The 25,980-nt window shown below is 67.2% G+C and carries 26 protein-coding genes; 15 read left to right on the forward strand and 11 right to left on the reverse strand.

Features of this window, described 5'->3' with window-relative positions; translation table 11 throughout:
• The first annotated feature begins 71 nt into the window (after window positions 1-71).
• Window positions 72-908, forward strand: a complete 837-nt coding sequence (locus CHB65_RS07470) for a protein-L-isoaspartate O-methyltransferase family protein (RefSeq protein ID WP_089384441.1) — start codon at window positions 72-74, stop codon at window positions 906-908.
• Window positions 909-916: 8 nt separating this feature from the next.
• On the opposite strand, the gene CHB65_RS07475 is transcribed toward CHB65_RS07470, so the two are convergent.
• From CHB65_RS07475 to CHB65_RS07490, 5 genes are all read right to left on the reverse strand, one after another.
• On the reverse strand, window positions 917-1,393 hold the full coding sequence (locus CHB65_RS07475) for a DUF7382 domain-containing protein (protein ID WP_089384442.1): 477 nt from the start codon (window positions 1,391-1,393) through the stop codon (window positions 917-919).
• A 74-nt stretch (window positions 1,394-1,467) separates the two neighbouring features.
• Complete coding sequence (mtnP, locus tag CHB65_RS07480) at window positions 1,468-2,334, reverse strand: S-methyl-5'-thioadenosine phosphorylase (RefSeq protein WP_089384443.1); 867 nt, start codon at window positions 2,332-2,334, stop codon at window positions 1,468-1,470.
• 78 nt (window positions 2,335-2,412) lie between these two features.
• A complete protein-coding gene (locus tag CHB65_RS07485) occupies window positions 2,413-3,591 on the reverse strand; it encodes an inorganic phosphate transporter (protein ID WP_089384444.1) in 1,179 nt (392 codons plus the stop codon).
• A gap of 2 nt (window positions 3,592-3,593) precedes the next feature.
• Window positions 3,594-3,719 (reverse strand): DUF7859 family protein, encoded by a 126-nt coding sequence (locus tag CHB65_RS17895; RefSeq protein WP_281251559.1) that lies wholly within the window; start codon window positions 3,717-3,719, stop codon window positions 3,594-3,596.
• A 98-nt stretch (window positions 3,720-3,817) separates the two neighbouring features.
• Complete coding sequence (locus tag CHB65_RS07490; RefSeq protein WP_089384445.1) at window positions 3,818-4,099, reverse strand: DNA-directed RNA polymerase subunit L; 282 nt, start codon at window positions 4,097-4,099, stop codon at window positions 3,818-3,820.
• 248 nt (window positions 4,100-4,347) lie between these two features.
• On the opposite strand from CHB65_RS07490, the gene CHB65_RS07495 reads away from it, so the two are divergent.
• Both CHB65_RS07495 and CHB65_RS07500 read left to right on the forward strand, forming a co-directional pair.
• Complete coding sequence (locus CHB65_RS07495; RefSeq protein WP_089384540.1) at window positions 4,348-5,106, forward strand: hypothetical protein; 759 nt, start codon at window positions 4,348-4,350, stop codon at window positions 5,104-5,106.
• An 83-nt stretch (window positions 5,107-5,189) separates the two neighbouring features.
• Complete coding sequence (locus tag CHB65_RS07500) at window positions 5,190-6,056, forward strand: SDR family oxidoreductase (protein ID WP_089384446.1); 867 nt, start codon at window positions 5,190-5,192, stop codon at window positions 6,054-6,056.
• Between the two features lie 26 nt (window positions 6,057-6,082).
• Here the strand turns inward: CHB65_RS07500 and CHB65_RS07505 are convergent, their stop codons facing one another.
• The 3 genes from CHB65_RS07505 to CHB65_RS07515 all read right to left on the reverse strand — a co-directional run bounded on the left by CHB65_RS07505 (window position 6,083) and on the right by CHB65_RS07515 (window position 10,847).
• Window positions 6,083-7,384: an MBL fold metallo-hydrolase gene (locus CHB65_RS07505; RefSeq protein ID WP_089384447.1), complete on the reverse strand. Its 1,302-nt coding sequence runs from the start codon at window positions 7,382-7,384 to the stop codon at window positions 6,083-6,085.
• 94 nt (window positions 7,385-7,478) lie between these two features.
• Window positions 7,479-8,909: an FAD-binding oxidoreductase gene (locus CHB65_RS07510; RefSeq protein ID WP_089384448.1), complete on the reverse strand. Its 1,431-nt coding sequence runs from the start codon at window positions 8,907-8,909 to the stop codon at window positions 7,479-7,481.
• Window positions 8,910-9,035: 126 nt separating this feature from the next.
• Entirely contained in the window at window positions 9,036-10,847 is a 1,812-nt protein-coding gene (locus tag CHB65_RS07515) for a glycoside hydrolase family 13 protein (protein WP_089384449.1), read from the reverse strand.
• Between the two features lie 236 nt (window positions 10,848-11,083).
• On the opposite strand from CHB65_RS07515, the gene CHB65_RS07520 reads away from it, so the two are divergent.
• From CHB65_RS07520 to CHB65_RS07540, 5 genes are all read left to right on the forward strand, one after another.
• Entirely contained in the window at window positions 11,084-11,851 is a 768-nt protein-coding gene (locus CHB65_RS07520) for a nucleotide-binding protein (RefSeq protein WP_089384450.1), read from the forward strand.
• Complete coding sequence (locus CHB65_RS07525; protein WP_245809924.1) at window positions 11,848-12,492, forward strand: hypothetical protein; 645 nt, start codon at window positions 11,848-11,850, stop codon at window positions 12,490-12,492. Before CHB65_RS07520 ends, CHB65_RS07525 begins: the two co-directional genes overlap by 4 nt.
• Window positions 12,493-12,610: 118 nt before the next feature.
• The gene (locus tag CHB65_RS07530) at window positions 12,611-13,237 is read left to right on the forward strand and encodes a hypothetical protein (RefSeq protein ID WP_089384541.1); all 627 of its coding nucleotides are present in this window, start codon (window positions 12,611-12,613) and stop codon (window positions 13,235-13,237) included.
• A gap of 263 nt (window positions 13,238-13,500) precedes the next feature.
• Window positions 13,501-15,819 carry a phosphoenolpyruvate synthase gene (gene ppsA, locus CHB65_RS07535; RefSeq protein WP_089384451.1) on the forward strand — a complete coding sequence of 773 codons (2,319 nt, stop codon included), beginning with the start codon at window positions 13,501-13,503 and terminating at the stop codon, window positions 15,817-15,819.
• A 311-nt stretch (window positions 15,820-16,130) separates the two neighbouring features.
• A complete protein-coding gene (locus CHB65_RS07540) occupies window positions 16,131-16,745 on the forward strand; it encodes a halocyanin domain-containing protein (RefSeq protein WP_089384452.1) in 615 nt (204 codons plus the stop codon).
• Between the two features lie 52 nt (window positions 16,746-16,797).
• Here the strand turns inward: CHB65_RS07540 and CHB65_RS07545 are convergent, their stop codons facing one another.
• Window positions 16,798-17,847 (reverse strand): glycosyltransferase, encoded by a 1,050-nt coding sequence (locus CHB65_RS07545; RefSeq protein WP_089384453.1) that lies wholly within the window; start codon window positions 17,845-17,847, stop codon window positions 16,798-16,800.
• Between the two features lie 121 nt (window positions 17,848-17,968).
• Between CHB65_RS07545 and CHB65_RS07550 the strand changes: the two genes are divergently transcribed.
• From CHB65_RS07550 to CHB65_RS07575, 6 genes are all read left to right on the forward strand, one after another.
• A complete protein-coding gene (locus CHB65_RS07550) occupies window positions 17,969-19,774 on the forward strand; it encodes a S9 family peptidase (protein WP_089384454.1) in 1,806 nt (601 codons plus the stop codon).
• A 465-nt stretch (window positions 19,775-20,239) separates the two neighbouring features.
• Window positions 20,240-20,521: an AbrB/MazE/SpoVT family DNA-binding domain-containing protein gene (locus CHB65_RS07555; protein WP_089384455.1), complete on the forward strand. Its 282-nt coding sequence runs from the start codon at window positions 20,240-20,242 to the stop codon at window positions 20,519-20,521.
• On the forward strand, window positions 20,514-20,981 hold the full coding sequence (locus tag CHB65_RS07560) for a hypothetical protein (RefSeq protein ID WP_089384456.1): 468 nt from the start codon (window positions 20,514-20,516) through the stop codon (window positions 20,979-20,981). Before CHB65_RS07555 ends, CHB65_RS07560 begins: the two co-directional genes overlap by 8 nt.
• An 87-nt stretch (window positions 20,982-21,068) precedes the next feature.
• The gene (locus CHB65_RS07565; protein WP_089384457.1) at window positions 21,069-21,488 is read left to right on the forward strand and encodes a cobalamin B12-binding domain-containing protein; all 420 of its coding nucleotides are present in this window, start codon (window positions 21,069-21,071) and stop codon (window positions 21,486-21,488) included.
• On the forward strand, window positions 21,488-22,765 hold the full coding sequence (meaB, locus tag CHB65_RS07570; protein ID WP_089384458.1) for a methylmalonyl Co-A mutase-associated GTPase MeaB: 1,278 nt from the start codon (window positions 21,488-21,490) through the stop codon (window positions 22,763-22,765). Before CHB65_RS07565 ends, meaB begins: the two co-directional genes overlap by 1 nt.
• Window positions 22,766-22,832: 67 nt before the next feature.
• A complete protein-coding gene (locus tag CHB65_RS07575; RefSeq protein ID WP_245809925.1) occupies window positions 22,833-23,459 on the forward strand; it encodes an L-threonylcarbamoyladenylate synthase in 627 nt (208 codons plus the stop codon).
• Window positions 23,460-23,501: 42 nt separating this feature from the next.
• Here the strand turns inward: CHB65_RS07575 and CHB65_RS07580 are convergent, their stop codons facing one another.
• Complete coding sequence (locus tag CHB65_RS07580; protein ID WP_089384459.1) at window positions 23,502-23,768, reverse strand: HAH_0734 family protein; 267 nt, start codon at window positions 23,766-23,768, stop codon at window positions 23,502-23,504.
• A 405-nt stretch (window positions 23,769-24,173) separates the two neighbouring features.
• On the opposite strand from CHB65_RS07580, the gene CHB65_RS07585 reads away from it, so the two are divergent.
• Window positions 24,174-24,728 (forward strand): universal stress protein, encoded by a 555-nt coding sequence (locus CHB65_RS07585; protein ID WP_089384460.1) that lies wholly within the window; start codon window positions 24,174-24,176, stop codon window positions 24,726-24,728.
• A gap of 7 nt (window positions 24,729-24,735) precedes the next feature.
• On the opposite strand, the gene CHB65_RS07590 is transcribed toward CHB65_RS07585, so the two are convergent.
• Window positions 24,736-25,878 carry a beta propeller repeat protein gene (locus tag CHB65_RS07590; protein WP_089384461.1) on the reverse strand — a complete coding sequence of 381 codons (1,143 nt, stop codon included), beginning with the start codon at window positions 25,876-25,878 and terminating at the stop codon, window positions 24,736-24,738.
• Window positions 25,879-25,980: the final 102 nt, after the last annotated feature.

The raw sequence follows: 25,980 nt of genomic DNA on the forward strand, positions 1-25,980 counted from the left end.
ACGGACGGTCGTCCCGGACCGGCGGCCGTTCTAAACGGACGGTTTTAGGGGACTGAACGCGCAGGGAACCTATGGACGAATCGGCGCTGCGGACGGACATGATCGAGGGGATCGAACACCAGATCGGTGAACCCCTCGGCGCGTCCGTCCTGACCGCGCTCCAGCGCGTCCCGCGTGAGCGGTTCATCGAGGACTCCCCGTACGCCAATCGTGCATCTGAACACGGGGGGACCCGTGCGCTCGCACCCGCGACCGTCGCCCGGATGTTGACGGCGCTTGACGCCGACCCCGACGATTCCGTCCTCATCGTCGGTGCGGGGATCGGCTACACCGCCGCGGCGCTTTCGGAGATCGTCGGGGCGAAACGCGTGCATGCGATCGACATCGACCGCGACGCGGTCCACCTCGCACGATCAAACCTCGCCGACGCGGGCTATGACGCCGTCCTCGTCGACCGTCGCGACGGGGCCGTCGGTCTCCCCGAGTATGCCCCGTACGACCGGATCCTGCTCGAGGCGGCCGTCGTCGAGCCCCCTCGACCGCTCCGTGAGCAGTTGACCGATGGGGGTCGGCTGGTCTATCCACATGGCACGGCGATACAGACGATCGTCGCCGTCGAGCCCGAGGGATCCGAGGTCGCCTCCGCGCCCGAGGGATCCGACGTCGTCTCCGAGGCCGATCCCGAACCGATCGTCGGGGACACGGCGGGCTCGCCCACGGTGCCGGCCGGTTTTCGGCTTGTCGAAACGGCCGGCCCCGCCCGCCTCCGACCCATGCTCGTCGACGGCGAGCAGTTCGGCGTCGAGCGAAACCGCACCCGCCGTGAGGACGCGGAGTTCGCGAAACGCGGGCGCGCCGCGAAACACGGCTGGGAACGGGAGTGGATCGACTGGGACGCCCACGGCTGACCGTCCGCTCACTCCGCGACGACGAGCACCTTCGTGTTCTCGCGCTCGTCGACGTAGTCGCTGCCCGCCGGCGGCTTGATGTCGATGGTGAGCGTCCCGTCCGGCTGGTTCGGACCGAGTTCCGGCGCGACGTCGACCGTGGCGATCCCGTCCTCGTCCGTCGTCGCGGTGGCGACGCCGTCGATCCGCGCGGAGCCGCCGCGAACGATGACCGTCGCGTCGGCGATGCGCGTGCCGTCCGGATCGACGACCGCGACGTCGATCGACTGGTCGCCCGGCGTCGTCACCTCTGGTTCGGGCTGTGCGTCGAGTTCGGTCGCGGCGAGCCCGTCGATGTCGCCGATCATCCCCATCATCACGCTGAGGCTTGCGACCCCGACGACGAGCGCGATCACCAGCCGAACCGGCAGCCCCTCTATCGCCCGCTGGTCGGCCCAGAAGTCGGTTCTGCTGCGGTCGGGAGTTCCCGAATGGTGCTCCGTCATGGACCGGGTTGGTCCCGTTTTCGGTTATAAAAGATCGGGCCGTCTCCGTCGTGCTTACAGGTGCCTACAGCCACCTACAAGTACTCACCGAGCAGCGGCTCGACGCGCTCGCGTGTCGCCTCCGGGATCGCCTCCGTCGGCGTGTTGACGGTCCCCTCAAGCGAGCTGTGTGCCGCACAGGTGTGGTCCTCGGGAAGGGTGCGGATCGCCTCTTCAACCGCCGCGGTGATCGCCGTTCGGTTCCGCTCGGCGTTCTCCAACACCTCCTCAAGGGTCACCTCGTTGTCGGCCTTCCAGACGTCATAGTCGGTGACGCCCGCGACCGTCGCATAGGCGATCTCCGCCTCGCGCGCCAGCTTCGCCTCGGGGATCGCCGTCATGCCGACCAGATCCCATCCCTGCGCGCGGTAGAACTCGGATTCCGCGCGGGTCGAGTACTGCGGCCCCTCGATACAGACGTACGTGCCGCCTTTCGCCACCGGCACGTCCCCGTCCGTGGCGGTCCGTGCGGCCTCACTTAGGTGATCGACGAGTTCGGGGCTGTACGGCTCCGTGAACGGCTGGTGAACGACGACGCCGTCGCCATAAAAGGAGAGCTCGCGGTTGCTCGTCCGGTCGAAGATCTGATCGGGGACGACGAGCGTGCCCGGTGCGAGCTCCTCTTTGAGGCTGCCGACCGCGTTCGAGGCGAAGATATGGGTGACGCCTGCCTTTTTAAGCGCGTACATGTTCGCGCGGTACGGCAGGTCGGTCGGTGAGGAACCGTGGTCGCTCCCGTGTCGCGGGAGAAACGCGACCTCCCGGCCCGTGTCCGCAAATTCGCCGATCGTGACGGCGTCGCTCGGGGTGCCGTAAGGGGTGTCGAACTCGACCTCGCGCACGTCCGAAAGCGGCAGCGACTCGTAGATGCCGCTGCCGCCGATGAATCCGATGGTGGCCATACCGGCGACTCGTTTCGCCCGCTACTTATACCGTATCATCGACCCACGGCCCGCGCCATTCGACCGGCCGGCGTCCCCTCAGAGGACGAGGGACACACCCGAGTACACGCCGAACCCGAGCAGCAGGGATCCGACGAGCGAGCCGGTCCACGCGAGCACGGTGAAGATCATTTTTCGGCGGCTCACCCCGGCGTCGCCGGCGGCATAGCCCGCGCCGACGATGGCCGAGACGATGATCTCGTTGAACGAGACGGGGATCCCGAACGCGACCGCGGCTTGCGCGATGGCGAACGAGGGGATGAGCGCGGCGATGGAGCGCCGGGGGCCCATCGAAGCGTAGTCCTGTGCGATCGCCTTTATCATCCGTGGCGCGCCGGTCCACGACCCGAGCAGCAGCCCGAACCCGCCGCCGACGAGCAGCGCCCACAGCGGCACCCCGGCCCCGCCGAAGACGGGCACGAGCGGCCCGATCGCCAACCCGACCTGCGAGCCGCCGGCCGAGAACGCGACAAGCGCGCCCATCGCGAGCAGGAACCGTCGCTGGGCACCCACCCGGTCCCGGCCGAGGTCGGCGTAGACCGCGACGGCGACGAGGGTGGCGATGGCGAGGGTGACCGCGCCGATGCCGCTGAAGCCATCCGTTCCGAGGCCGGGCGCGAGGGTGCCGGCGATCGAGCCCTGTTCGCCGTCGGGGCCGAGGAGGGCGAAGCCTACGTTCGCGAGGATGACTCCGACGAGCCCGGCAAGTCCGGCCGTCAACAGCCGTTCGGGGAACCGTTCGCCCATCAGCGCCCGCGCGACCGCGTAGGCGACGCCGCCGCCGACGAACGGGGTGAGGATCCACAGCGTGAGGATCTCGGCGTACTTCGCCCACGCCGGGTCGCCACCCATCGCGAGGCCGACGCCGACGACCGCGCCCGTGACGGCAAAGGCGGTCGCGATCGGGTAGCCGGTGAAGACGCCGATGGCGACGAGGCCCGCGGCGGTGACGAGCGCGACGATGGCGGCACCGGCGGTGAGCGTCACCCCGCCGATCAGCTCGGTGCCGACCGCTTCGGTGACGTTCGCACCCTGAAGCACGGCCCCGAGAAAGCCGAAGATCCCGACGATCAAGCCGGCACGTAGCACGGATATCGCGTTCGCGCCGACCGCGGGGGCGAACGGCGTCGATCCCGAGGATCCCGCGCCGATGGACCACGCCATGAAGAGGCTGGCCAAGCCAGCAACGAGGAAGGTGAGGACCGTGACGAGCGCCATCGTTATCGCTGTCCTTCCTCGTACCCCTCACGGAGCCCGATGAGGGTACGCCGAACCAGCAGATAGCCGAAGAAAAAGAGCCCCAACAGTGCCAGCAGAAGTAGGACGAAGAGCGGATCGACCGGCATGATACCTGCGTTTCCGCCGGGACGATGTTATGCGTTTCGGAGCGAGGGGGCCGGTTCGACGGTTCATCACAGGCGTGCGGCCGGATCGCCGACGCGGCCTATGCGGCCGCTCCGACCGCGTCACGTAGCGCGCCGGTCCGGTCGGTGATATCGGCGGCGGCCGCCTCAAGCGCGTCCAGCGGATCGATGTCCGCCGATTTGATCGTCAATACCGGCTCGGTCTGGCCCCCGGACTGTTCGGGATTCATGTCGTAGGTCGCGGCGGCGACGCCCTCGCTCTCCAACAGCGCGCCCTTCAACACGTTCATAAACGTGTGATCCTCGCCCGCGATCTCGATGCGGAGTTCCGTGTCGGTCTTCTCGATGACCCGCAGTTCCATACCCGCGGTTCGCCCGAACGGCGTTTCAAGCTTTCGTCTCCCGGATCTCGGGCACACACGCCGCGTGCGTCAGTCCCCGTCTGGACGTCTCCGTGACGGTCCGCCTGGACGTCTCCGTGACGGTCCGCCTGGACGTCTCCGTGACGGGGCCGAGACACGACGTTCTTGCGACGGGGCCGAGGCACAAAGTTCACGTCAACGCGCGAGTGACGAACGGACGAATGGAACGACGAGGCCAGATCGGGTTGCTGGATGCGCTCCTCCTGGATGTCGTCCGGCTCCACGAGACGTGGATGGAGGTCGTCTTTCCCCGCCAACTCGATCCGAGCACGGTGCTGGGGAAGTGGAAGCCGGAGACGACGCCCCAGAAGCTGGGATATTACCTCTGGGCGGCGCTCGGCGCGCCGCTCGTGGCGATCGGTTACCCGCTCCTGCTCCTCGGCTTTGCGACGCGGTTTTATGCGACCAGACTCGACTCGGCGCTGACACGGATCGGCGTCGTCGGCGCGGTGATCGTCGCGGCGATCGTCTGGGGGACGCTGACGCTCATCACCCACCTCCAACTGCAGCCCGACGACGTGATCGCCGTCGGCGCCGCGAGCATCGTCGCCACCGTCTCCACGGCGCTCGCGGCCACGTTCTCGAAGGTCGGCGGCCGGTTCGTCAGCGTGCTGCTCGCGTATCCGTTCGCGATGACGGCGTTCTTCCTTCCGCCCGTCGTCGCGGCGCTCGTCACGCCGACGCTCGAACAGATCATTCTCCCGCCGAGTTACGACCTCGCGGTCTGGATCCTCGACACCTTCCTCTTCGTCGGCGGCCTGAACGACTTCCTCCGTGCCAGCTTCGATCTGGAGACGTTCGGCGAACAGTGGGGGCTTCCCGGGCTCGGCTACGTGTTGATGTGGGTGGGGATCTCCGTCCCGCTCGGTTGGTTCCTCGGCGTCCTCGTCGCGCTCGCGAACCTCGTGCGGCCGCGTCCGGAGGCATCGTCGGCGTCGTCGGCGTAGTCGGACATCGTCGGCGTCGTCGGACATTGTCGGCGTCGTCGGGCGGCGGAGCGCCGAGCCCCCGGCCGTCGGTCGGGAGAGTTATGTCGCCGGCACACACAGGGTGCTCCGTGCAGAAGACGGTACTCATCACCGGCTGTTCATCGGGTATCGGGCGCGCGACGGCGACGCTGTTCAACGACGCGGGCTGGACGGTGTACGCCACGGCGCGCAACCCGGCCGACATCGAGACGCTCGGGGAGGCCGGCTGTGAGCTCGCGACGCTCGACGTCACCGATCCCGACGACATCGATCGGGTCGTCGACCGGATCCTCGATGCGGAGGGGGCGATCGACGCCCTGGTGAACAACGCCGGATATGGCCAGTTCGGCCCGGTCGAGGACGTGACGACGGCGGCGGTCCACGACCAGTTCGACGTCAACGTCTACGGGCCGCATCGACTGATCCGCGCCGTCCTCCCGGCGATGCGTCGGGAGCGCGACGGCACGATCATCAACGTCTCCTCGACGGCCGGCCGGGTGACCTTCCCGGGCGGGGGGATCTACTCGGGCTCGAAGTTCGCGCTGGAGGCGATGTCGGACGCCCTCCGCAACGAGGTGCGCGAGTTCGGCATCGACGTCGTCGTGGTCCAGCCCGGGCCGGTGTCGACGAAGTTCGCCAGCCGGGTCGCCAGCGAGGTCGACCGCGAGAACGACGGGCGGATCGAACCCTCCGGGGCGTACGACTACCTCTATGACCTCTTCGAGGACACCCAGCTCGTCGGTGGCGACGGACCGGGGTCGGTGTCGCCCGAGCGCGTCGCCGAGGACATCCTCAACGTCGCCAGCGCGACCAAGCCGCCGGCCCGCGTCCAGCCCGGCACGCTCGCACGGGCGACCGTGCTCGCCCGGCACCTGCCGGATACGCTTCGCGACGGGCTCTACGACGCGCTCGGCAAGTTCGTTCGGTGACGCCCCGCAGAATCGAGCCGCGCTTTTCAGTCGTCGGCCCGCGGCTCGGCGGTCGCCTCGGCCGCACAGCGGTTCGGGCCTAATTCGAGTTCGATCGCGCTGATCGGGTCGGGCGGCTGTTCGACGCCCCGGTTGGCGGCGATCACCGCCGTGTAGTTCGGCGGCTTCTCGGGCAGCGTGTCCGTGATCCGCTCGACGAAGGCCTCGCGGTCGAGCCCGAGCACGTCGAGGTCGGTTCGGGCCGCGCCGACCGTCGTCGTCACGGGCTCGCCGGGGACGGCGCTTCCCGTCGTCCCGTCGTTCGAGACGGGGAAGTGGCCGGGACAGACCACGATGTCGTCGGGCTCCGCCAACAGGGTCGCATGTAGCGAGTCATAGAGGTCGTGTGCGCCGCCCACCGCGCCGGTTCGTTCTGCGTTGTCGTCACTTTCCGCGTCGGCATCGTCCTCGTCGCCCCCACCGGCCGCAAACTGCAGCTCCGTCCTCCCGATCCCGTCCGCAAAGAGCGTGTCGCCGGTGAGCACCGCCGAACGACCGATAAGGTAACTCGCCATGTCCTCGGTGTGGCCTGGAGTGGCGATCGCCTTGAGATCCACCCCACCCACGTCGAGCGTCGTGTTCCGCTCGATCGGTTCGAACTCGTAGGCGACGTCCCGGCCGGCGGCGGCCGCGGGCAGGTAGTAGGGCACGTCGAGGTCGTCCGCGAGCGCCCGGCCGCCGGAGAGGTGATCCGCGTGGACGTGCGTGTCGAGAACCCCGACGATGCGTGCATCGTACGCCTCGGCGGCCCCGATCCACTCCGTGCCGTGTCTGGAGACGTCGACGGCGACGGCGACGCGGTCACCCCCTTCAGACTCCTCGGTATGCGGGGTGTCGCCGGAGTCGCCCGCGGTTCCGCCGACGATCAGATAGCCGAGACAGCCCTTCGCGCGGCGCTGGATCTGGACGATGTCGAGCGGCTCGTCGCCCGCCTCGGGGAGCGGCACCGGGACGTGATCGTAGACCGCCGACCAGGCGCGCATGCCCTCTTCGACGACATGAACGTCCCGATACCCCGCCGATTCGAGCTCATCGGCGAACGCCGTCGACGCCTTCCCCTTCGCACAGAGCGTCACGACGTCGTCGTCGCTCGTGACGCCGGTTTGTGCCTCGAAGTCGTCGAGATCGAACTCGTGAAACGGTTTATAAAAGTAGTTCACCGAGTCGGCGATTCGCCAGCCCTCGAAGCTCTCCTCGGGCCGCGTATCGACGACGACGAACGATCGGTCGCCGCGTCGACGTTCATCGAGCATGTCCCGCAGGGTCTCCGCGTCGATCTCCGTGCTCATAGGTTGGTAATCGATCGCTCGCTACAAAGCGTTCCCGGCGAGCGTTCGAATCGACGACCCCGAGGACGTGTTCGGGGATCGGCTCCTGAGCGGTTCACTCGTCAGCGGTGTCGATCCGTCCGCCGTCCACCGTCTCCGGGAACATCTTTCCTGGATTCAGCGTGTCCGTCGGATCGAGTGCCCGCTTTACCATCCGCATCGTCTCGACGGCGTCCTCGCCATGCTCGCGCGTGAGGTACGCTTGCTTTCCCAGTCCGATCCCGTGTTCGCCCGTCGCCGTTCCGCCGAGTTCGATCGCCCGCTCGACGACCCGTCGGTAGAGACGCTCGCCCCGCTCACGTTGTGCCGGGTCGTCGCGGTCGACCATCACGGTGTAATGGAGGTTGCCGTCGCCCGCGTGGCCGAAACACGGCATGAACAGCCCCGACTCCCGGCTCAGGCGGTCGACCTCGCTGACGAGGTCGGGATACGACCCGATCGGCACCGTGACGTCGCCGGGATGGATGGGATCGAGGTCGGGATCGTACGCCCTTTCGGCCCGACCTAACTCCGATCGGATCCGCCAGAGATCCGCCAGCGTGGCCGCGTCGTCCGCGACCTCGATGCGCGTGCAGTCGCCCGATTCGAAGGCGTCCCGACAGCGCTCCACGGTCGCACCGACCGTCTCCGTCTCGCCGTGACACTCGAAAAAGACCATCGGCGCGTCCGGAAGCTCGGTGCCGAGGTAGTCGTTTACCATGCGGACGCTCCGCGCATCGAGGAGTTCGATCGCGGCGACATCGATCCCTTCGTGCAGGACCTCGGCGATCGCCTCGACGGCACCGGACAACGAGCCGAAGACGGCGCGACCGCCCCGAACCGCCGCCGGCCGCTTCGCGAGCCGCAGGGTGACCTCGGTTATCACCGCCAGCGTCCCCTCGCTGCCGACGAGCAGGTCAGTGAGGTTGTAGCCGCTCGATGTCTTTCGCGCCCGCGATCCGGTTTCGATCACGGTTCCGTCGGCGCGCACGGCGGTCAGCGCGAGCACCCAGTCGCTCACCTCGCCGTACTTCACGGTGTAGATCCCGCTCGCGTCGGTCGCGACCATCCCGCCGATCGTGGCCTCATCGCCCGACTGTGGAAGCGGCGGGAGAAAGAGCCCCTCGTCGGCGACGACCTCGTCGACCGCGCCGCCGGTGATCCCGGGCCCGACCGTGATCTGTCGATCCGCCGGGTACACCGCGCGGATCTCGTCCATCGCCGACATATCGAGCGTGATGCCGCCGTGAACGGGGACCGCGTGTCCCTCCAGTCCCGTCCCGGCGGCGTACGGCGTGACCGGAACGCCGTGTGCGGTCGCCGTCGAGAGCACCGCCGAGACCTCGGCCGTCGAGTGGGGGGTGACGACCACGTCCGGCGGGGACGGCTCCGTCCGGTCCGTACCGAAGTCCGTCCCGTACCGGGCGCGATCGGTCTCGGCGAACGAGATCCGGGCGTCGTCGAGATCGAGGTCGTCGAGGAACGAGAGGTCGGATCGATCCGCCATGATCCGGGATACACCTGAAGCCCAATGAACGTTCGCTCCGTCGGCCGGTGCTCGGTTCGGGTCAGGAGTTGGTGCTCGGTTCGAACCGACCCACGGATTGGTGCTCGGTTCGTGGCGACCTGCCGGCTACTGCCCACGAGGCCGCAACCAAACGGCCCCGGTGGTTCCAGGGAGCTGGATCTCCCCGTCCGCGACGACGACCTCACGATCGTTCGGTTCGTGCTGCTCCGTCGTGAACAGCGGGTTGGCTGTCGCCTCGTCGGCTGTGGTCCTCTCCCCCTCGATCGGAAGCCGCACCGCCTCCTCACCACGGTTGATCGCTACGACCGCCTCGGGGTCGCCGTCGGGCGCGAGTCGACGGTACACGAGGACGTCGCCGCCGGAGCGCTCACGGTCGAATCGGATCTCGCCACATCGCAGCGCCGGGTGGTCGATCCGCGTCGCGATCAGGTCCCGGACGAACGCGTGGAGCGCGCGGTCCTGCTTATCTCGATCCCACACCATCGGTCGTCTGCAGTCCGGGTCGTCGCCGCCGGTCATTCCCACCTCGTCGCCGTAGTAGAGACAGGGTGCGCCACGAAACGTCAAAAGTAAGAACAGCGCGAGCCGGACCCGATCACGGTCGCCGTCGAGGCGACGTTTCAACCGCGGGGTGTCGTGGCTGCCGAGCAGCGTGAACATCGCCGCGTTCGTCCGATCGGCATACCGCATCAGGAACCGGTCGACCCGGTTCATAAAGCCCGTCGAATCGAGCGTCCCGTAGGCGAGGAAGTCGTACATCGCGTAGCTCAGCGGGTAGTTCATCGCGGCGTCGAACTGGTCGCCGGCGAGCCACGGCCGGGCGTCGTGCCAGACCTCGCCGAGGATGTAGGCGTCGGGCTTGACCGCCTTCACCTCGCGGCGGAACTCCCGCCAGAAGGCGTGGTCGACCTCATCGGCGACGTCGAGCCGCCAGCCGTCGGCATCGACGGCCTCGATCCAGTCGGTCGCGACGTCGATCAGGTACTCCCTGACCTCGGGATTGGCCGTGTTCAGTTTAGGCATCGACGGCACGAAGGCGAACGTATCGTAGTTCGGCGGGTCCGTCTCGACCGGGAACTCGTGAATGTGAAACCAGTCCGCGTACGGCGACGCCGCGCCCCGCTCCAGTACGTCCTGAAACGGCTCGAACGTCCAGCCTGTGTGGTTGAACACCGCATCGAGGATGACCCGCATCCCGCGGTCGTGTGCGGCCGACACGAGCCGCCGAAGCGTCTCCTCGTCGCCGAAGGCGGGATCGACGCACGTGTAGTCGGCGGTGTCGTACTTGTGGTTTGAGGGGGCCTCGAAGACGGGCGTGAGATAGAGCGCGGTGACCCCGAGGTCATCGAGATACGCGAGCCGGTCGATGATCCCCTGCAGGTCGCCGCCGAAGACGGTATCGCCCGTCGGACGGCCGCCCCACGGCTCGACGTCGTCGGGGTCGCGATCCGGATCGCCGTTCGCGAACCGCTCGGGGAATATCTGATAGAAGACGGCGTTTTCGGCCCACTCAGGCGGGTCGATGATGTCCCCGGGGTGGAGGAACGGATGCTCGAAGTAGTGGAGCGGTCGTTGCGATCCGGTCGTCGGGAACCCATCGGCGGCACCGGACTCGACGCCCCACTCCGTGACCCAGCAGGCGTCGTCGCCGTCGGCGACATGGAAGGCGTAACAGAGGCGGCGGTTCGGCGGCTCGACGGCGACCTGCCAGTAGTCGAACCGGGCGTCACGCCGGATCCGAGTCATCGTCGTTCTTCTCGCAGAGCCGGGCCAGTCGAACTTGTCGCCGTAGAGCACCCGGACCCGATCCACATCTCCGCGTTTCGTGCGGAGGCGAAGCTGGATGGTCGTCTCGTCGGCGGCGTAGGCGTCCGTGCTCTCCGGTCGATGATCGATCGCGTCGCGGCTGATGGTCATGGGGATGGCGGTTGGGGCGTGTGGCGCACCGGGGATCTGCGGCCCGTGGATGGCGGCTGTGTCCGGATCGCGGCCCGCACCACGGAGCGGTCCCCTTCGTACCCGCGTCGGTCGTTTCGAGCCCCCGGGGGGACTTTAAGCCACGCATCGACGAGCCATCGACGAATCATCGCTGAAGCATCAATACTCCCGACCGAGACGGGAACGTTTAACACCGTCAACGGCAGAACGCGGGCATGGTCGAGGCGTTCGCGGTCGCCAGCGGGAAGGGCGGCACGGGCAAGACGACGAGCACCCTTGCGCTCGGGATGGCGCTGTCTGCGGAACACGACGTCACGGTAGTCGATGCCGACACCGGCATGGCGAACCTCCTCTTTCACGCCGGGCTCGACGACGCGCCGGTCACCCTCCACGACCTGCTCGTCGAGGGAACGGCGACGAACGTTTCGGAGGCGACATATGATCGGTTCGGGATGTCCGTCGTTCCCTGTGGAACCTCGCTCGCCGGGTTCGAGGCCGCCGACCCCGGACGACTCCGCGAGGTAGTCGCCGAGCTGGCCGCCGACACCGACGTGATCCTCTTGGACTCGCCGGCCGCGCTCGGCTCCAAATCGGCCGTCCTCCCGATCGTGCTCGCGGATCGAACCGTGATCGTCGTCGAGCCGACGATCCCCGCGCTCTCGGACGCGCTCAAGGTGCAGGAGTACGCCCGATCGTACGGAACCGGGACGGCCGGTGTGTTGTTCAACAAGGTCCGCGGCGAGTTCGACACCATCGCCGAGCGAACCGACCGACACTTCGGCGGCCCGATCCTCGCGGGCGTCCCCGACAGCGACGCGGCACGGGCGGCCCGCAGGGCGGGGGAGCCCCTCCTCGCACACGCGCCGGAGAGCGAGGCGGCGGCCGCGTTCAGACGGGCAGCCCGTGGGTTGGACGTCCACGATGGCGACGGCGACCGCGTCGCCGATCGGTTCTCCAGCGCCGTCATCCCCGACACGCCATGACCGACGGATCCGACCCGCCCGAGCTATATATTCCGCGCGGGACGCTCCTCCGCTCCCGAGTCGTCTCCGATATCGCGACGACGCTCGAAACCGCGCTTGACCGCTCGCTGACCGGCTACTCGACGATCGTGCCGCAGGAGACGTTGCTGCTCTCCGGGGAGGCCAAGGGCGTCATCACCTTCGAGGACGGCGTTCCGATGCTCGCGTACAACACGGTGACCGACAACGGCGGTCCCGCGGCGCTCGCAGAACTGGCGGTACCGGGCCCCTATCGCGTCGAACTGTATGCGGTCGATGGAGCGGCGCTGGAGACCGCCCATGAGGCGGACGCGCTGCGGATACCGCCCGGGAGCGTCGCCACGGAACTCGCCGACGCGCCCGACCTCGCGGCGCGAACCCGCGCGGCCGCACCCGAGGACCGCCACGTCGGGGAGGGTCACGAGGAGACCGACGCGCTTGCCTCCTTTCTCGCGGATGACGATCGGATCGAGGCGCTCCGTGAACAAGCACGCGAGGAGGCGCGAGCGCGCGCGGCCGAGTGGGGACTCACGGACGTCCTCGACGACGAGGGGTCCACCGAACCCACCGGAGCCAGCGATGGCCGGAACGCCACCAGCGTTGGATCGTCGGAGCCGTTTTGACGGGGCAGCGCGTATCTCGATCATCACCGTCCTTCGCCTCCTCACGCTCACGACCGCCTCCGACTTCGCCGACTGGTACGCGGCGAGCCGTGCGTACACCCGTCGCGTCGCCTCCGGGATGGACTTCGCAGGCGCCGACGAAATCGACGGTCCAGCGGTCGCCGCGCGGTTACGGGAGTCGCCCGAGTCGCTCTCACCGGCGGCTGCGCGGTCCGTCTCCACGACGCTACTCGCGGATGCACGCTTCTCCGAGCCGTACTGCGAGTGGATGCCGCTCTGGTATGAGCTCGGGCTGATCGCGCCGATACGCTACGCCGAGTGGCGGCTTCGGCGTATCGCTGGCGGGCTCGCGGCCGACGCCGGGGTGACGATCTCGGCGCCACACTTTTCACGACCGGCGGACGTTCGGATCGAGGGACGTCCCGCGCTCGAACGCGTTTCGGGTTTTCGGGAACGGTTTCTTTTGGCGGACGCCATCCTGCATCTGGAGTGGTTCGTTCATGCGGCCGCCGCCGATGGGATCGCGGTGCCCGCCGAACTCGTTGAGCGAACTCGCCGTGAGTCGTTGGCGTATTACGGTGGCACCCGCACGTCCCTTTCGCCACGGATTCGGCGGTTCCAGCGGCTGCTCTTCGGCGACGACCGCTGGGTTCGGGCGGTCGATACCGCTTACGACCTCGACAGCCGGCTGTTCGGCCTATGGGAGCGCCTCCTCGTCGAGGAACGGCGGCGACTCGGCGGGTGACGGACGACGGCTCAGTCGGGGTGTTACAACACCTGTAACACCTAACAGGGGATGCACGCGGCACAGCGAATAGATATAGATGCCGACAGGACCGTTATGATCTCACGAGCCGATTCGGTTCGTTCCCCGCGACGCTTTCGGCCCTCCTTCGTTCATGAGCGACGATACCCCATGAGCAACCACTCGAAGCCGAGTTGTCTTTTATTCGGCTTCGGGGTGTCGGAAGATTCATACGTCGGCTTGTGGATCCACCGGATACACGAATGGCAGTACTCTGGCTGGACGAAGTCGACGCCGACGATCTGGGAACGGTCGGCGGCAAGGCGGCCTCGCTGGGCGAACTCATCGGCGCGGGCCTCCCGGTCCCCCCCGGATTCGTCGTCACCGCGGACACGTATCGCACCTTCATCGTCGATTCCGGCATCGACGAGGAGCTGTTCGCGGCGGTCGATGTCGACCCCGAGGACTCCGCCGCGCTCCGTGAGGCGGCGAACACCGCACACGAGTTGATCATGGAGACGCCGCTTCCGGAGCCGGTCCGTGCAGAGATCCTCGACCGATACGGTTCGATGGGTGAGGAGGGGACGGAGGCGTTCGTCGCCGTCCGATCCTCGGCGACGGCGGAGGACCTCCCCGACGCCTCCTTCGCCGGCCAACAGGAGACGTTTCTCAACGTCCGCGGCGATGACCTTGCCCAGCGAGTGAAGGAGTGTTGGGCCTCGCTTTTCACCCAGCGTGCGATCTACTATCGGCAGCGCAAGGGCTTCTCACACGCCGAGGTGGATATCGCGGTCGTCGTTCAGCGAATGGTCGACGCCGAGAAGTCCGGCGTCCTGTTCACCAGCCATCCCTCGACGGGCGAGCCACGGGTCATCATCGAGGCGGCTTGGGGACTCGGGGAGGCGGTCGTCTCGGGGACGGTCTCGCCGGACAACTACGTCTACGACGCCGAACGCGGCGTCGTCGATACGGTTAGCGTCGCCGAAAAGAAGATCGAGATGCTGAAAGATCCCGAGACGGGCCAGACGGTCGAACGGGAGGTCGAAGGCGATCGACGGACCGAGCGTGTCCTCTCTGACGGGGAGATATCCGACCTCGTCGCCCTCGGCGAGCGCGTCGAGGAGCACTACGGCGTGCCACAGGACGTGGAGTGGGCGATGCGCGAGGGGGAGACGTACATGCTCCAATCGCGGCCGATCACGACGATCCGCGACTCCGCGGATGCGGCCGTGGGGACCGGTGGCGACGGGGAGCGTTCCGAAGCCGAGGCTGACCGGCCTGACGACCGGGAAGAGGAGCCCGCGGACGTCCTCGTTCAGGGGCTCGGATCAAGCCCGGGGGTCGTCTCCGGTGCCGTTCGGATCGTCACGAAACTCGACCATCTCGATCAGGTCCAGGAGGGCGACATCCTCGTCACGGAGATGACGATGCCCGATATGGTGCCGGCGATGAAACGGGCCGCCGGTATCGTTACCGACGAGGGCGGGATGACGAGTCACGCCGCGATCATCTCCCGGGAACTCGGCGTGCCGGCGGTCGTCGGCACGGGATCGGGGACGCGCGACCTCGAGAACGGTCAGCAGATCACCATCGACGGCGACAAGGGGACCGTCCGTGCGGGCGCGGACGAGGCGGCCGAACCCGCCGAGGAGTTCGAACCCATCGAGGCGGCCCGCCCCGAGACGCCGGTGAAACCGATGACGGCGACGGAGGTGAAGGTGAACGTCTCGATTCCGGAGGCGGCAGAGCGTGCCGCCGCGACGGGTGCGGACGGTGTCGGCTTACTGCGGATCGAACACATGGTGCTCTCGCTCGGCAAGACCCCCGAGCGGTACATCCGCGATCACGGATCGCGGGCGTATCAGGACGCGCTCATCGAGGGGATCCGGACCGTCGCCGACGAATTCTATCCCCGGCCCGTCCGCACGCGGACGATCGACGCCCCGACGGACGAGTTCCGCGAACTGGAGGGTGGCGATGGCGAACCGACCGAACACAACCCGATGCTCGGCTGGCGAGGGATCCGCCGGAGCCTCGACAAGCCGGACGTGTTCAAACAGGAACTCGCGGCTATCGCCCGGCTGCTCGATATGGGCTATGACAACATCGAGCTGATGCTCCCGCTCGTCAACGACGCGGTGGACGTCGAGGCGGCGAAAGGTCACCTCCTAGAGGCCGGTATCGATCCCGAGCGGAACCGGTGGGGCGTGATGATCGAGACCCCGGCGAGCGCGCTCATGATCGAGGAGCTGGCGGCGGCGGGGATCGACTTCGCCTCCTTCGGGACGAACGACCTCACCCAGTACACGCTGGCGGTCGACCGCAACAACGAACACGTCGCCAGCCGGTTCGACGAACTCCACCCGGCCGTGCTTCGGCTGATCGGCGACACCATCGAGACCTGCCGGGAGCTCGGGGTCGACACCAGCATCTGCGGGCAGGCTGGCTCGAAACCGGAGATGGTCGAGTTCCTCGTCGAACAGGGCGTCTCGTCGGTCTCGGCGAACATCGACGCCGTCCGCGACGTCCAACACGAGGTGAAACGGGTCGAGCAGCGGCTGCTTTTGGATTCGGTCCGCTGAGGGTCGAACGCGGAACCTCGATCGTATCGTGATCGGGCACCGTGCGCCCTCGTGCGTGCAGAACGTTCACCTGACGAGCGCTTGGAATTAGTTCACCTGACGAGCGCTTGGAATCGGCGGACAGGTGGCGAATCGATCGTCTCCCGGCCGGTTCGCCACACAACCGCCGTGACCGGTCCGGGGCTTCCGTTAGCGGATAGCGAGGGGTGGCCGCGGCATGGGGCAAAAGGGTTCACCACGTCGGGAAAACGGACGACGACCGCCGAGGCAGAACCAACATATTCACTACAGGCGACCACCAAGCCGGGTGTATGAGTACGGACGACGTCTCCCGACGCAGGTTCATGCGGACCGCAGGCGGTGCGGCGGCGGCCGCCGGCGCGGCGACGGCCGCGACGGGAACGGCCGCAGCCAATGAGGAGCCCGACTGGCCGTCCGAAGCCGAAGGGAACCTCGGGACCTACGAGGACGCACGTGGCGAGGACGCGGTGACCGTCATGGTCGGTGCCGACGACGACGGACTCGCCTTCGATCCGACGCTTCTGTGGGTCGATGAGGGGACGGAGATCACCTGGGAGTGGACCGGTCAAGGCGGCGCACACAACGTGGAGACGGTCGACGGCCCGGCGGAACTGCAGAGTGAAACCGTCGACGAGGAAGGGTTCACCTACGAGTACGAGACCAGCGAGGACGACGCCGGCATCACCCACTATTACTGTGCGCCCCACGACGCCGTCGGCATGCACGCCGGACTCGCCGTCGGCGACGACATCGACACCGTCGATGTCGGCGACGATGCCGCCGGGGCCGTCTTCGTCCCACAGGGTGCGCGTGCGCTCGGTATCGCGACGTTTATCGCGATGGTGAGTACGCTCGGGCTCGCGTTCGTCTTCATGAAGTACGGCGGAACGATGACCCAGGAATAGCTGCCGTCCACGATCGTTTTTCAGTGCGGCTTTCCCCTTTGATCCGCCGAGTTTACTCGCTCTCGATCAACTCTCGATACGCGTCGATCTGTCGGTTCGTGACGGCCCCGTGATCGTAGTCCGTGAACGTCTCGTCGACCGACCGTCGCGCCAACCCCGCGACGGTGACGAACTCGTCGGCGAGTTCGCTGGGGCTCGTGACGAGCCGTCCACGGGGCCATCCCTCGACCAGTTCATGTGCGCTCGAGTCGGCCTGATACTCGACGAGCCCCACACAGCCGCAGGCGAGCGCCCACAACAGCTCCGTCGGGAACGTCTCCCGCGTCGCGGTGGCGACGGCGACGTGTGTGCCCTTCAGTATCGACACCCGCTCTTCGAGGGGAAGATCGCCGAGAAACTGGACCCGGTCGTCGATTCGCAGGTCGACCGCGGTCGACTCCGTCACCTCGCGCTCCGGGCCGTCGCCGATCACCGCCGCCGTCCAGTCGCGATCGCGCAGCTCCGCGAGCGCGAGCAGGAACGTTTCGACGTTTGCGTGGCGGTCGAGCCGTCGCGAGTAGACCACATCGAATCGATCATCGACCGGCGCCTCGCGAACCAGATCCATGTCGATACTGCCGGGAAGGATCCGTACCGATTCGCCGGTCGCGCCGTGTTCCCTGACGCGCGTCTTCGTCGTGCGTGAGGGGGCGGTGAGGAGGTCGGCGCTCCGTGCAAGCGGTCCATACCGACTGGCGTCGTCGTCGGGGTGATCCCGCCACCAGTCGACGAGCACGGGCGTTCGCGTCAGCGTGCCGGCGACTGTCGTGCCCAGCCCGCAGGTCGGTGGGGAGTTCACCGCGTGGACGACGTCGGGAGCGACGCGTCGGATCGCCACCGGAAGCTTCGCGGCGAACGCCGACGGCGCGGGATCGACGACGACCGATCGGTACTCGATGCCGTCCTCCTCGAAGGTGTCGTGCCCGCCGCCCCACCAGCGCGCACAGAGCCAGACGACGTCGTGACCGCGCTCGGCGAGTCCACGGGCGAACCGCCACGTTCGTTCCCGGGCGGGGGTCATCCCGTGGCCGGGGGTAAACAGCGAGACGAACGCGACGCGCATACCCGAAGCGGAGGACGGGCGGCGATAAAAAGCCACGTCATCCGGGGACGGCTGATGCCCGGATGAGCGTCGACCCTTTCGCACCCGAACCGATTTGGGTGCGGCCGCCGAAGCCGACGCCATGCATCGGTACGACATCGAGCGGTACCTCAACGTACGCAGCGCCGGCGGGGCGGACCTCGGTCCCGACGGCCGGCTCTCCTTCCTTCTCGATGCGACCGGCACCGGACAGGTGTGGTCGCTCACCGAGCCGCTCGGCTGGCCCGAACAGCACACCTTCTTCGAGGAGCGCGTGACCTTCATCGACTCCTCCCCCGAACGCTCGGAGGCGATCTTCGGCATGGACGAGGGCGGCAACGAACGGGTCCAGCTCCATCGGCTCGACTTCACGACCGGTGTGATCACGAACCTCACCGACCGGCCGGACGCGAAACACCGTTGGGGTGGCTGGTCTCACGACGGCGAACGGTTCGCGTTCGCCTCGAACCGCCGCGATGAGTCGGTCTTCGACGTTTATATTCAGGACCGCGACGCCGTCGGCGACGAGGCAAGGCGCGTCTACATGGGCGACGGCTGGCTCTCCGTGGCCGGCTGGTCGCCCGATGACGACCGGCTGATCGTCCACGAGGCACACTCCTCGTTCGATCACGACCTCTACACGCTGGCGATCGAGTCGGGCGAGTTGACCCACCACACGCCACACGAGGGCGACGCGCGCTACGGGAGCCCGGAGTGGGGTCCGGACGGGGAGTCGATCTACCTCGTCACGGACCATCAGAGCGACACCCTGCGCTTGGAGCGGCTCTCGCTGGCGGATGGGGGGTTCTCGGACGTCGCCTCCGGCGGCGGGTGGAACGTCGATGGCGTGGCGATTCACGAGGAATCACGGCGGATCGTCTACTCGCGGAACGTGGACGGCTACACCGAGATCCGTGCGGGCGAACTCGTCGACCCCGATCGGATCGACGAGTTCCCCCAGCCGGACCTCCCCCGTGGCGTCGCCGGCGGGGTGAGCTTCGGGCCCGACGGCGACCGCTACGCGATCACGGCGACGGGGAGCACCGACACGGCGAACGTCTACGTCGTCGACGCCCGCACCGGCGAGACGACGCGGTGGACGGCCGCCTCGACCGCGGGGATCCCCCGCGACACCTTTGTCGAGCCCGAGCTGGTCCACTATCCGACCTTCGACGGGCGGGAGATCCCCGCCTTCCTCTCGATGCCCGAGACGGAGCCGCCCGCGGCAGGGTTTCCCGTGATCGTCGACATTCACGGCGGGCCTGAGTCACAGCGCCGGCCCTCCTTTTCGGGCGTGAAACAGTACCTCCTCAACGCCGGCTACGCCGTGCTCGAACCGAACGTGCGGGGCTCCTCCGGCTACGGCAAGGCGTACTCCTCGCTCGACGACGTGGAAAAGCGGATGGACTCCGTCGCGGACATCCGTGCGGGCGTCGAGTGGCTCCACGATCATCCCGAGATCGACCCCGACCGGATCGTCGCGATGGGCGGCTCCTACGGCGGCTTCATGGTGCTCGCGTCGATGACGGAGTATCCCGAGTTGTGGGCGGCGGGCATCGACATCGTCGGCATCGCGAACTTCGTGAGCTTCCTCGAGAACACCGGCGACTGGCGGCGGTCGCTCCGTGAAGCGGAGTACGGGTCGCTCGAAGACGACCGCGAGTTCCTCGAATCGATCTCGCCGGTGAACAACGCCGAGGCGATCGCCGCCCCGCTGTTCGTGCTCCACGGCGCGAACGATCCGCGGGTGCCCGTCGGGGAGGCCGAGCGGATCGTCGAGGCGGTACAGGAGCGGGATGTGCCCGTCCGAAAGCTGATCTTCGAGGACGAAGGCCACGGCTTCTCGAAGCTCGAAAACCGCATCGAGGCCTACCGGGCGATCGTCGAATTCCTCGACGAGCACGTCTGAGGTAGGTCGACAGGCCGACAGACCGACAAACCGGCAGCAACGAACGGCAACGAACCGGCAGCGGGCGGACCGCCAGCGAACGGACCGCCAGCGAACGGACCGCCAGCGAACGGACCGCCGACCCGACGTGGATATATACTTGTATATAAATCGCGACGGCAACGATCGCCCGGCAGTCCCACGCCGGCGCGCGCCTCCGAGCGCCCTTTTAAACGGGCGCGAGGAGCACGCGCGAGGGAGCCCGCGGCCGAACCGGAGCCTGCGGAGGTTGGCCGCGGCGAGGCTGGGGAGGACCGAGGCGGACGCTGAGACGGACTGCCGGCGGCGGAGAGCAGACGCCGTCAACGATCGCCGGTTTATATACTCTCCGGGGTTGGCCACTCGCTGGCTATATACTTGCATGAGCCGGCTGAGATCATACGCCTGTTCGGAACGATTATGTTAATTCCCACTTTGAGTGGGAACATGGCCAAAGTGGATTCAAAGGGGCGAATCGTTCTCCCGCAGGAGGTGCGAGAACGTCTCGGTATCACCCCGGGGACGGAAGTCGAGATCCGCGAAGAAGGTGGGAAAGCCGTTGTTGAACCGGAGGACAGCCCCGAGAAAATCCTCGAACGGATGGAACAACTCGTTGAAGAAGCGTCTTCGAACCGAGGCGAGACGATGCCCATCCCCGAGGGTGCCGACCCGGTTGCTCGCAAGCATCGAGATGCCGTGCAGCGAGGAGCGGAAACACACGATGAGTGACGCTGATGGCCCGTACCTGTTCGATGTCGGGGTCATCGCTCTCGCACACACAACGGCTCCAGTTCGTGATGGAGCACTCTCGTATGTTCGCGAAGCTATCGCCGGTGAGATCGATGCCGTCGTTCCGTATCCTGCGCTCTTCGGTGCCCATGCCGTCCTCACGACGTACTACGGATATTCGAACGCGGACGCCTCTCGGCTGCTCGGGAATTTTCTGGATGCGAAGCGAATCCACTGGTACGATCGGATGCCTGAAGCCGTCGTCCGGGGTGGGCTTTCACAGGCGGGTGACGTGAACGTTGATGGATGGGACGGATATTACGCGCAAGTGGCGATCGAGGAAGGAGTGAATACGGTGTTGACGATAGACGACGACTTCGAACGGTTTGATGCGTTCGATACCGAGGTGATCCTTTCTCCTGAGGAATTTATCGAGTTAAATGAATTTCTCGAAAACTAGTTCACATCTCAGTATGTATAATGATATTGGATGATCAACTACTGAATGTCCGTTAGAATCAAACGGTCCGGCGACGCATCTCACGGTATGAGCGCCGAACAGGAGAGACGGGCCATCCGCTGTCTGGTCGCGAAGGTTGGCCTCGACGGCCACGACAGGGGCGCACACGTGATCACGCGGGCGCTTCGTGACGCCGGGTTCGAGGTCGTCTACTCCGGGCTCCACCGCGCCCCCGACGAGATCGTCCAGGCGGCCGTCCAGGAGGACGTCGACGTGCTCGGGATCTCCATCCTCTCGGGCGCACACAACACGCTCGTCCCGAAGGTCATCGAGGGGCTCAAAGAGTACGGCGCGTTCGAGGACACCCTGATCGTCGTCGGCGGGATCATCCCCGATGACGACAAAGCCGAGTTGAAGGAACTCGGCGTCGCGGAGATATTCGGCCCCGGCACACCGATGGAGGAGACGATCGCGTTCATCCGGGAACACGCACCGGAGCGAGCCTGATGGGCCTGGATGACGTCATCGGGGCCGACAGCCCTCCGTCCGAGGTCCCCGAGGCGATCGCCGACCTCGTCGACGGCGTCCTCGCCGGCGAGCAGCGGGCGCTCGCCCGCGCCATCACGTACATCGAGAACCGCTCGCCGGGCCATCGGGCGCTCGTCTCCCGGCTGCACGAACACGCCGGCTCCGCCGCGGTGATCGGGATCACCGGCGCGCCCGGCGCGGGGAAATCGACGCTCGTCGACAAACTCGCGGCGACCTACCGCGAGCGAGGGGACACCGTCGGCGTCGTCGCGGTCGATCCCTCCTCGCCGTACACGGGCGGGGCGGTGCTCGGCGACCGCATTCGGATGGGCTCGAACGTCGGCGACATGGAGGTGTTTTTCCGATCGATGAGCGCACGCGGCCGCCTCGGCGGGCTCTCGACCGCGACGGCGGACACCGTGACGGCGCTCGACGCCTTCGGCAAGGACGTCGTGATCATCGAGACCGTCGGGGCCGGACAGAACGAGGTCGACATCGTTCGAACCGCCCACACCGTCGCGGTGCTCGTTCAACCCGGCTCCGGCGACGACGTGCAGACGCTGAAAGCCGGCATCCTCGAGATCGGCGACGTGTTCGTCGTCAACAAAGCCGACACCGACGGCGTCGAGCGCACCGTCGCCGAATTGGAGGAGATGGTCCACCGCCGGCAGGGGACGACGGTCGGGCTGAACGCCGGTCACCACGGTCCCGGCGCCCTCGACGCGAACGCCCATGGAGGCGACGGGGGCGGTACGGTCGACGGGGGCGGTACGGTCGACGGGGGCGGTACGGTCGACGGGGCTGACGGGGGCGGTACGGTCGACGGGGCTGACGGGGGCGGTACGGACGATGAGGCCGGATCGGATGCCGAGGGCGACTCGACCGCCGAACCGCCTTCGTGGACGCCGGAGGTTTGCCGGACGGTCGGGACGACCGGTGAGGGCGTCGAGGAACTCATCGGGACGTTCGACGCGCACGAGACGTATCTCCGGGACTCGGGCGTGCTGGCCGAGCGAACGAAGCGTCGGTACGCCGAGGAGATTCGAACGCTCGTTCGGGGCGATATCGGCGCGATCGCTGACGACGAGATCGATCGACGGGGTGGGATCGACGCGCTCGCCGAACGGGTTCGCAGACGCGAGACCGACCCATACACCGTCGCGAGCGCGGTCGTCGAACCCATCGCGAGGTGTGTCCAGGAACGGACGGATCCGACACGGGAACGATCGGACGGGACGGACGCGGACGGCGCGTAGTCGTGCACCACCCATCCGGTCGCGATGACGCGTCACGCTTTTTCGGTCCGCCGACAAACCATCGACCGTGACCGTCGATCACCACGGCCGACTGTCCGCGGCGACCCGCGAGGCGGTCAGGGAGGCGGCAGCCGCGGCGCAAGCCGGCGAGCTCGTCGTCTATCCGACCGAAACCGTCTACGGCCTTGGCGCGGACGCGCTGGATGCCGACGCCGTCGGACGCGTCTTCGAGTTGAAAGGTCGCGACCGCGACGATCCGCTCTCGCTCGGCGTGGGGAGCGTCTCGGCCGCACAGCGACACCTCCGGCCCACGGAGCGAACGCTGGCGTTCATGCGGGCGTTCCTCCCCGGGCCGATCACGGTCGTCGCCGAACGTGGCCCGTCGGTGCCGGACGGGCTGACCGGCGGCCGTGATCGCGTCGGCGTTCGGGTTCCGGATCATCCGATCGCGATCGCGTTGTTGCGTGCGACGGGGCCGCTGACGGCGACGAGTGCGAACGTCTCGGGTACCGGGAGCGTCGTCCGAGTCGGGGACCTCGACGGGCGGATCCGTGCGGGCGTCTCGGCCATCGTCGACGGTGGGGAGACGGGCGGTGTCGAGAGTACGGTCGTCGACCCCGAACACGGGGTGATCCACCGCCGTGGGGCGATGGCCTCGGCGATCGAGGCGTGGCTCGCCGATCCGCCGGTGTGAACGGGGGCTCGAGGTTAATCGGGCTGGAATGGAGAATGCGCCCTATACCGAGAGGTCGCCCTTCGCTTTGATCACGGTGAGGGCGTCGGCGTCGACCGTGTCGACGTCCAACCAGTGTGGCACGTATTGGCGTTTGTCGTAGGCTTCGCGCTCGTCCTCGGTGCCGACCGTACACCAGAGCTGTGGCTCATCGGGCCCGTGCCACTCGCCCTGTTTGTTGATCCCGAAACACACCAGTTCCTCACCCTCGTACTCGATGATCGCGTCCTTTCGAATGCCGGGATCGCCGCGGACGATGAGGTGTTGCATACGCCACCGTTTGCGGGTTCGCCGCTTAACGGCTTCGATACCGCGGATCGGTACACTGGGAGTCCATTGTGGCCATCCGTTCCGTTCGTCGTCCCGTCCGTGAGGTCGTTCGTCGTCTCGTCCGTGAGTTCGTTCGTCGTCTACGCCCCACCGTAAGTTCGGCCGCCCACGGGAATCCACGGTCGCGTTCCTTGCCGCTGTAGCCCCTTCTATGATGACAACTGTATGGTTCTATTCCGAATGATCTTTTGTCTATGGCTCGGTCGGGGTAAATCACGATCGAAATTGGTGTCGAATCCGGATAGATAATGATAATCGTCAATCCTTTCAAAAATTGTTAAGTGTGTGTCCGTGTAATCAAGTGATAACCGCGGGACGACGCGACGGATCGTCCCATAAACGACCATGTCAATCGAAACCGAAACCGACACCGAGACGCGCGATCGCTCCGGCGCGCCGAGAAACTCGTCCGCGGAGCTCGTACAGTCAGGTGCGACCAACCCATCGACCGCAAAGACCGGCACGGATCCGGGCCCTACCGGCCTCTTCGGACGCGTATTGGTCGTGACCGACGGGGAGGCGACGGGTCGAGCCGCCGTCGATGTCGGGATCGATCTCGCCTCCGCACACGGCGCGACCGTCGAGGCGCTTTACGTCGTCGATACGACCGAGCACTGGGACATGGTGGTCGAACGCCGCGAGCGTGCCGGGGAAGCGGCCGTCGAGGACGCCGCTGCCCGCGGTCACCGTGCCGGTGTCGAGGTCGAAAAGCGGTTTCGCTACGGAATCGACCACGAGGAAGTGCTCGATTTCGCGGCCACACACGATGTCGACCTGATCGTCGTCGGCTCCGCGAGGCGGACCGGCCTCGACCGGCTGATCAACCCCGAACCGCTCCCGGTTCGACTTCAGCGTGGGGCCGACGTGCCCGTCCTCGTCGTCGGAACGGATCGGAACTGAGTCGATTTTACGCGAGCGCGAGCGCCCGTGGAACCGAATCCGGGAGGTCGACGTCGATCCGGTCGAAGGAGTCTCCGGTGTCCGTCGTCCGGAAGAGCCCGCCTTCGTGAAGCATCCAGAACTCCCCGCTGGCTACTCCGGAAGCGAGGACCGCCCGTCGGATTCCGTCCCCACATGGAACGCCCCGCCCGTCGAGGCGCTCCCACGTCGTCGTGACCGTCCGCTCCCCATCTATCGCCATGGTCGTCCCATCCGTTCCCGCGGCCGTCCGTTCCTCATCCGTCGTCCCCGTCGCCCGCTCTTCGGTCACTGTTCTCCCATCGTCTGTTGCCGTCGAATGGCCCGATCGTGGAGCGGATCGGCGATAGAGATACGATCGCCCCCGTCGGTGCGCGTCGCTTGCGTTCGCGGCGGCGCTTACGAGGACCGTCTCGGGGTCGGTCGGGTCGACCGCGAGCCCCCAGACGTAGCCGTGATCGAGCCCGTCGTGTCTCGTCGTCCAGGTTCGACCTCGATCGGTGCTCTCGGCGTAGCCGTCGCCGGCGGCGGCGTAGACGCGCTTGGGGACCATCGGGTGAGTCGCGAGCGTGTGGTTGTCGCGGCGTGCTCCCTCGGGGCGGTCGATCCACGTCTCCCCGTCGTCGGGCGTCACGAGCAAGGCACCCGCCTCGATGCCCACGTACCATCGGTCAGGATCGGCCGGTGCGGGCTCGATCCAGCGAACGTGGTCGGTCTCCGGGCGCGGCGGGAAGGACCACTCGGCAGCCGAGGGAACCGCCCGTAGGCCGGGGCGTCGTTCGAAGGAGTCGCCGCCATCGGTCGAGCGGTACACCCGCGATGGCTCCGTCCCGACCCAGATCACGTCGGGATCGTGGGGACTGATGGCCACGGCCGTCACCGCCGACGAGTCGATCGCGTCGGTGCCGAGGCGCTCGACGGTTTCTCCCGCATCCGTCGACCGGATGAGCCCCTCGTCGAACGTGCCAGCGAACAGCGTCGAGCCGGTTGCCGCCACGCATTCCACGTCGCGATCGTCCAATATAATCGACGAGCTTGTGGCCTCGCCGGTGGGATCGTCGATGACCGCCAGTCCGCCACGGTACGCGGCGTACGCACGCGATGGTGTCGACGACGGGGCCGATGTGGACATGCCCATTCGATCGGATCGCGGGGATATAAACTCCCGACCGAGGCTGTCGATGACTTGCCTGCAAGATTGACCGAGACGGACATATCGCCAGCAACGAACCGG

Source organism: Halorubrum vacuolatum, from assembly GCF_900188065.1.
Classification (GTDB): Archaea; Halobacteriota; Halobacteria; order Halobacteriales; family Haloferacaceae; genus Halorubrum; species Halorubrum vacuolatum.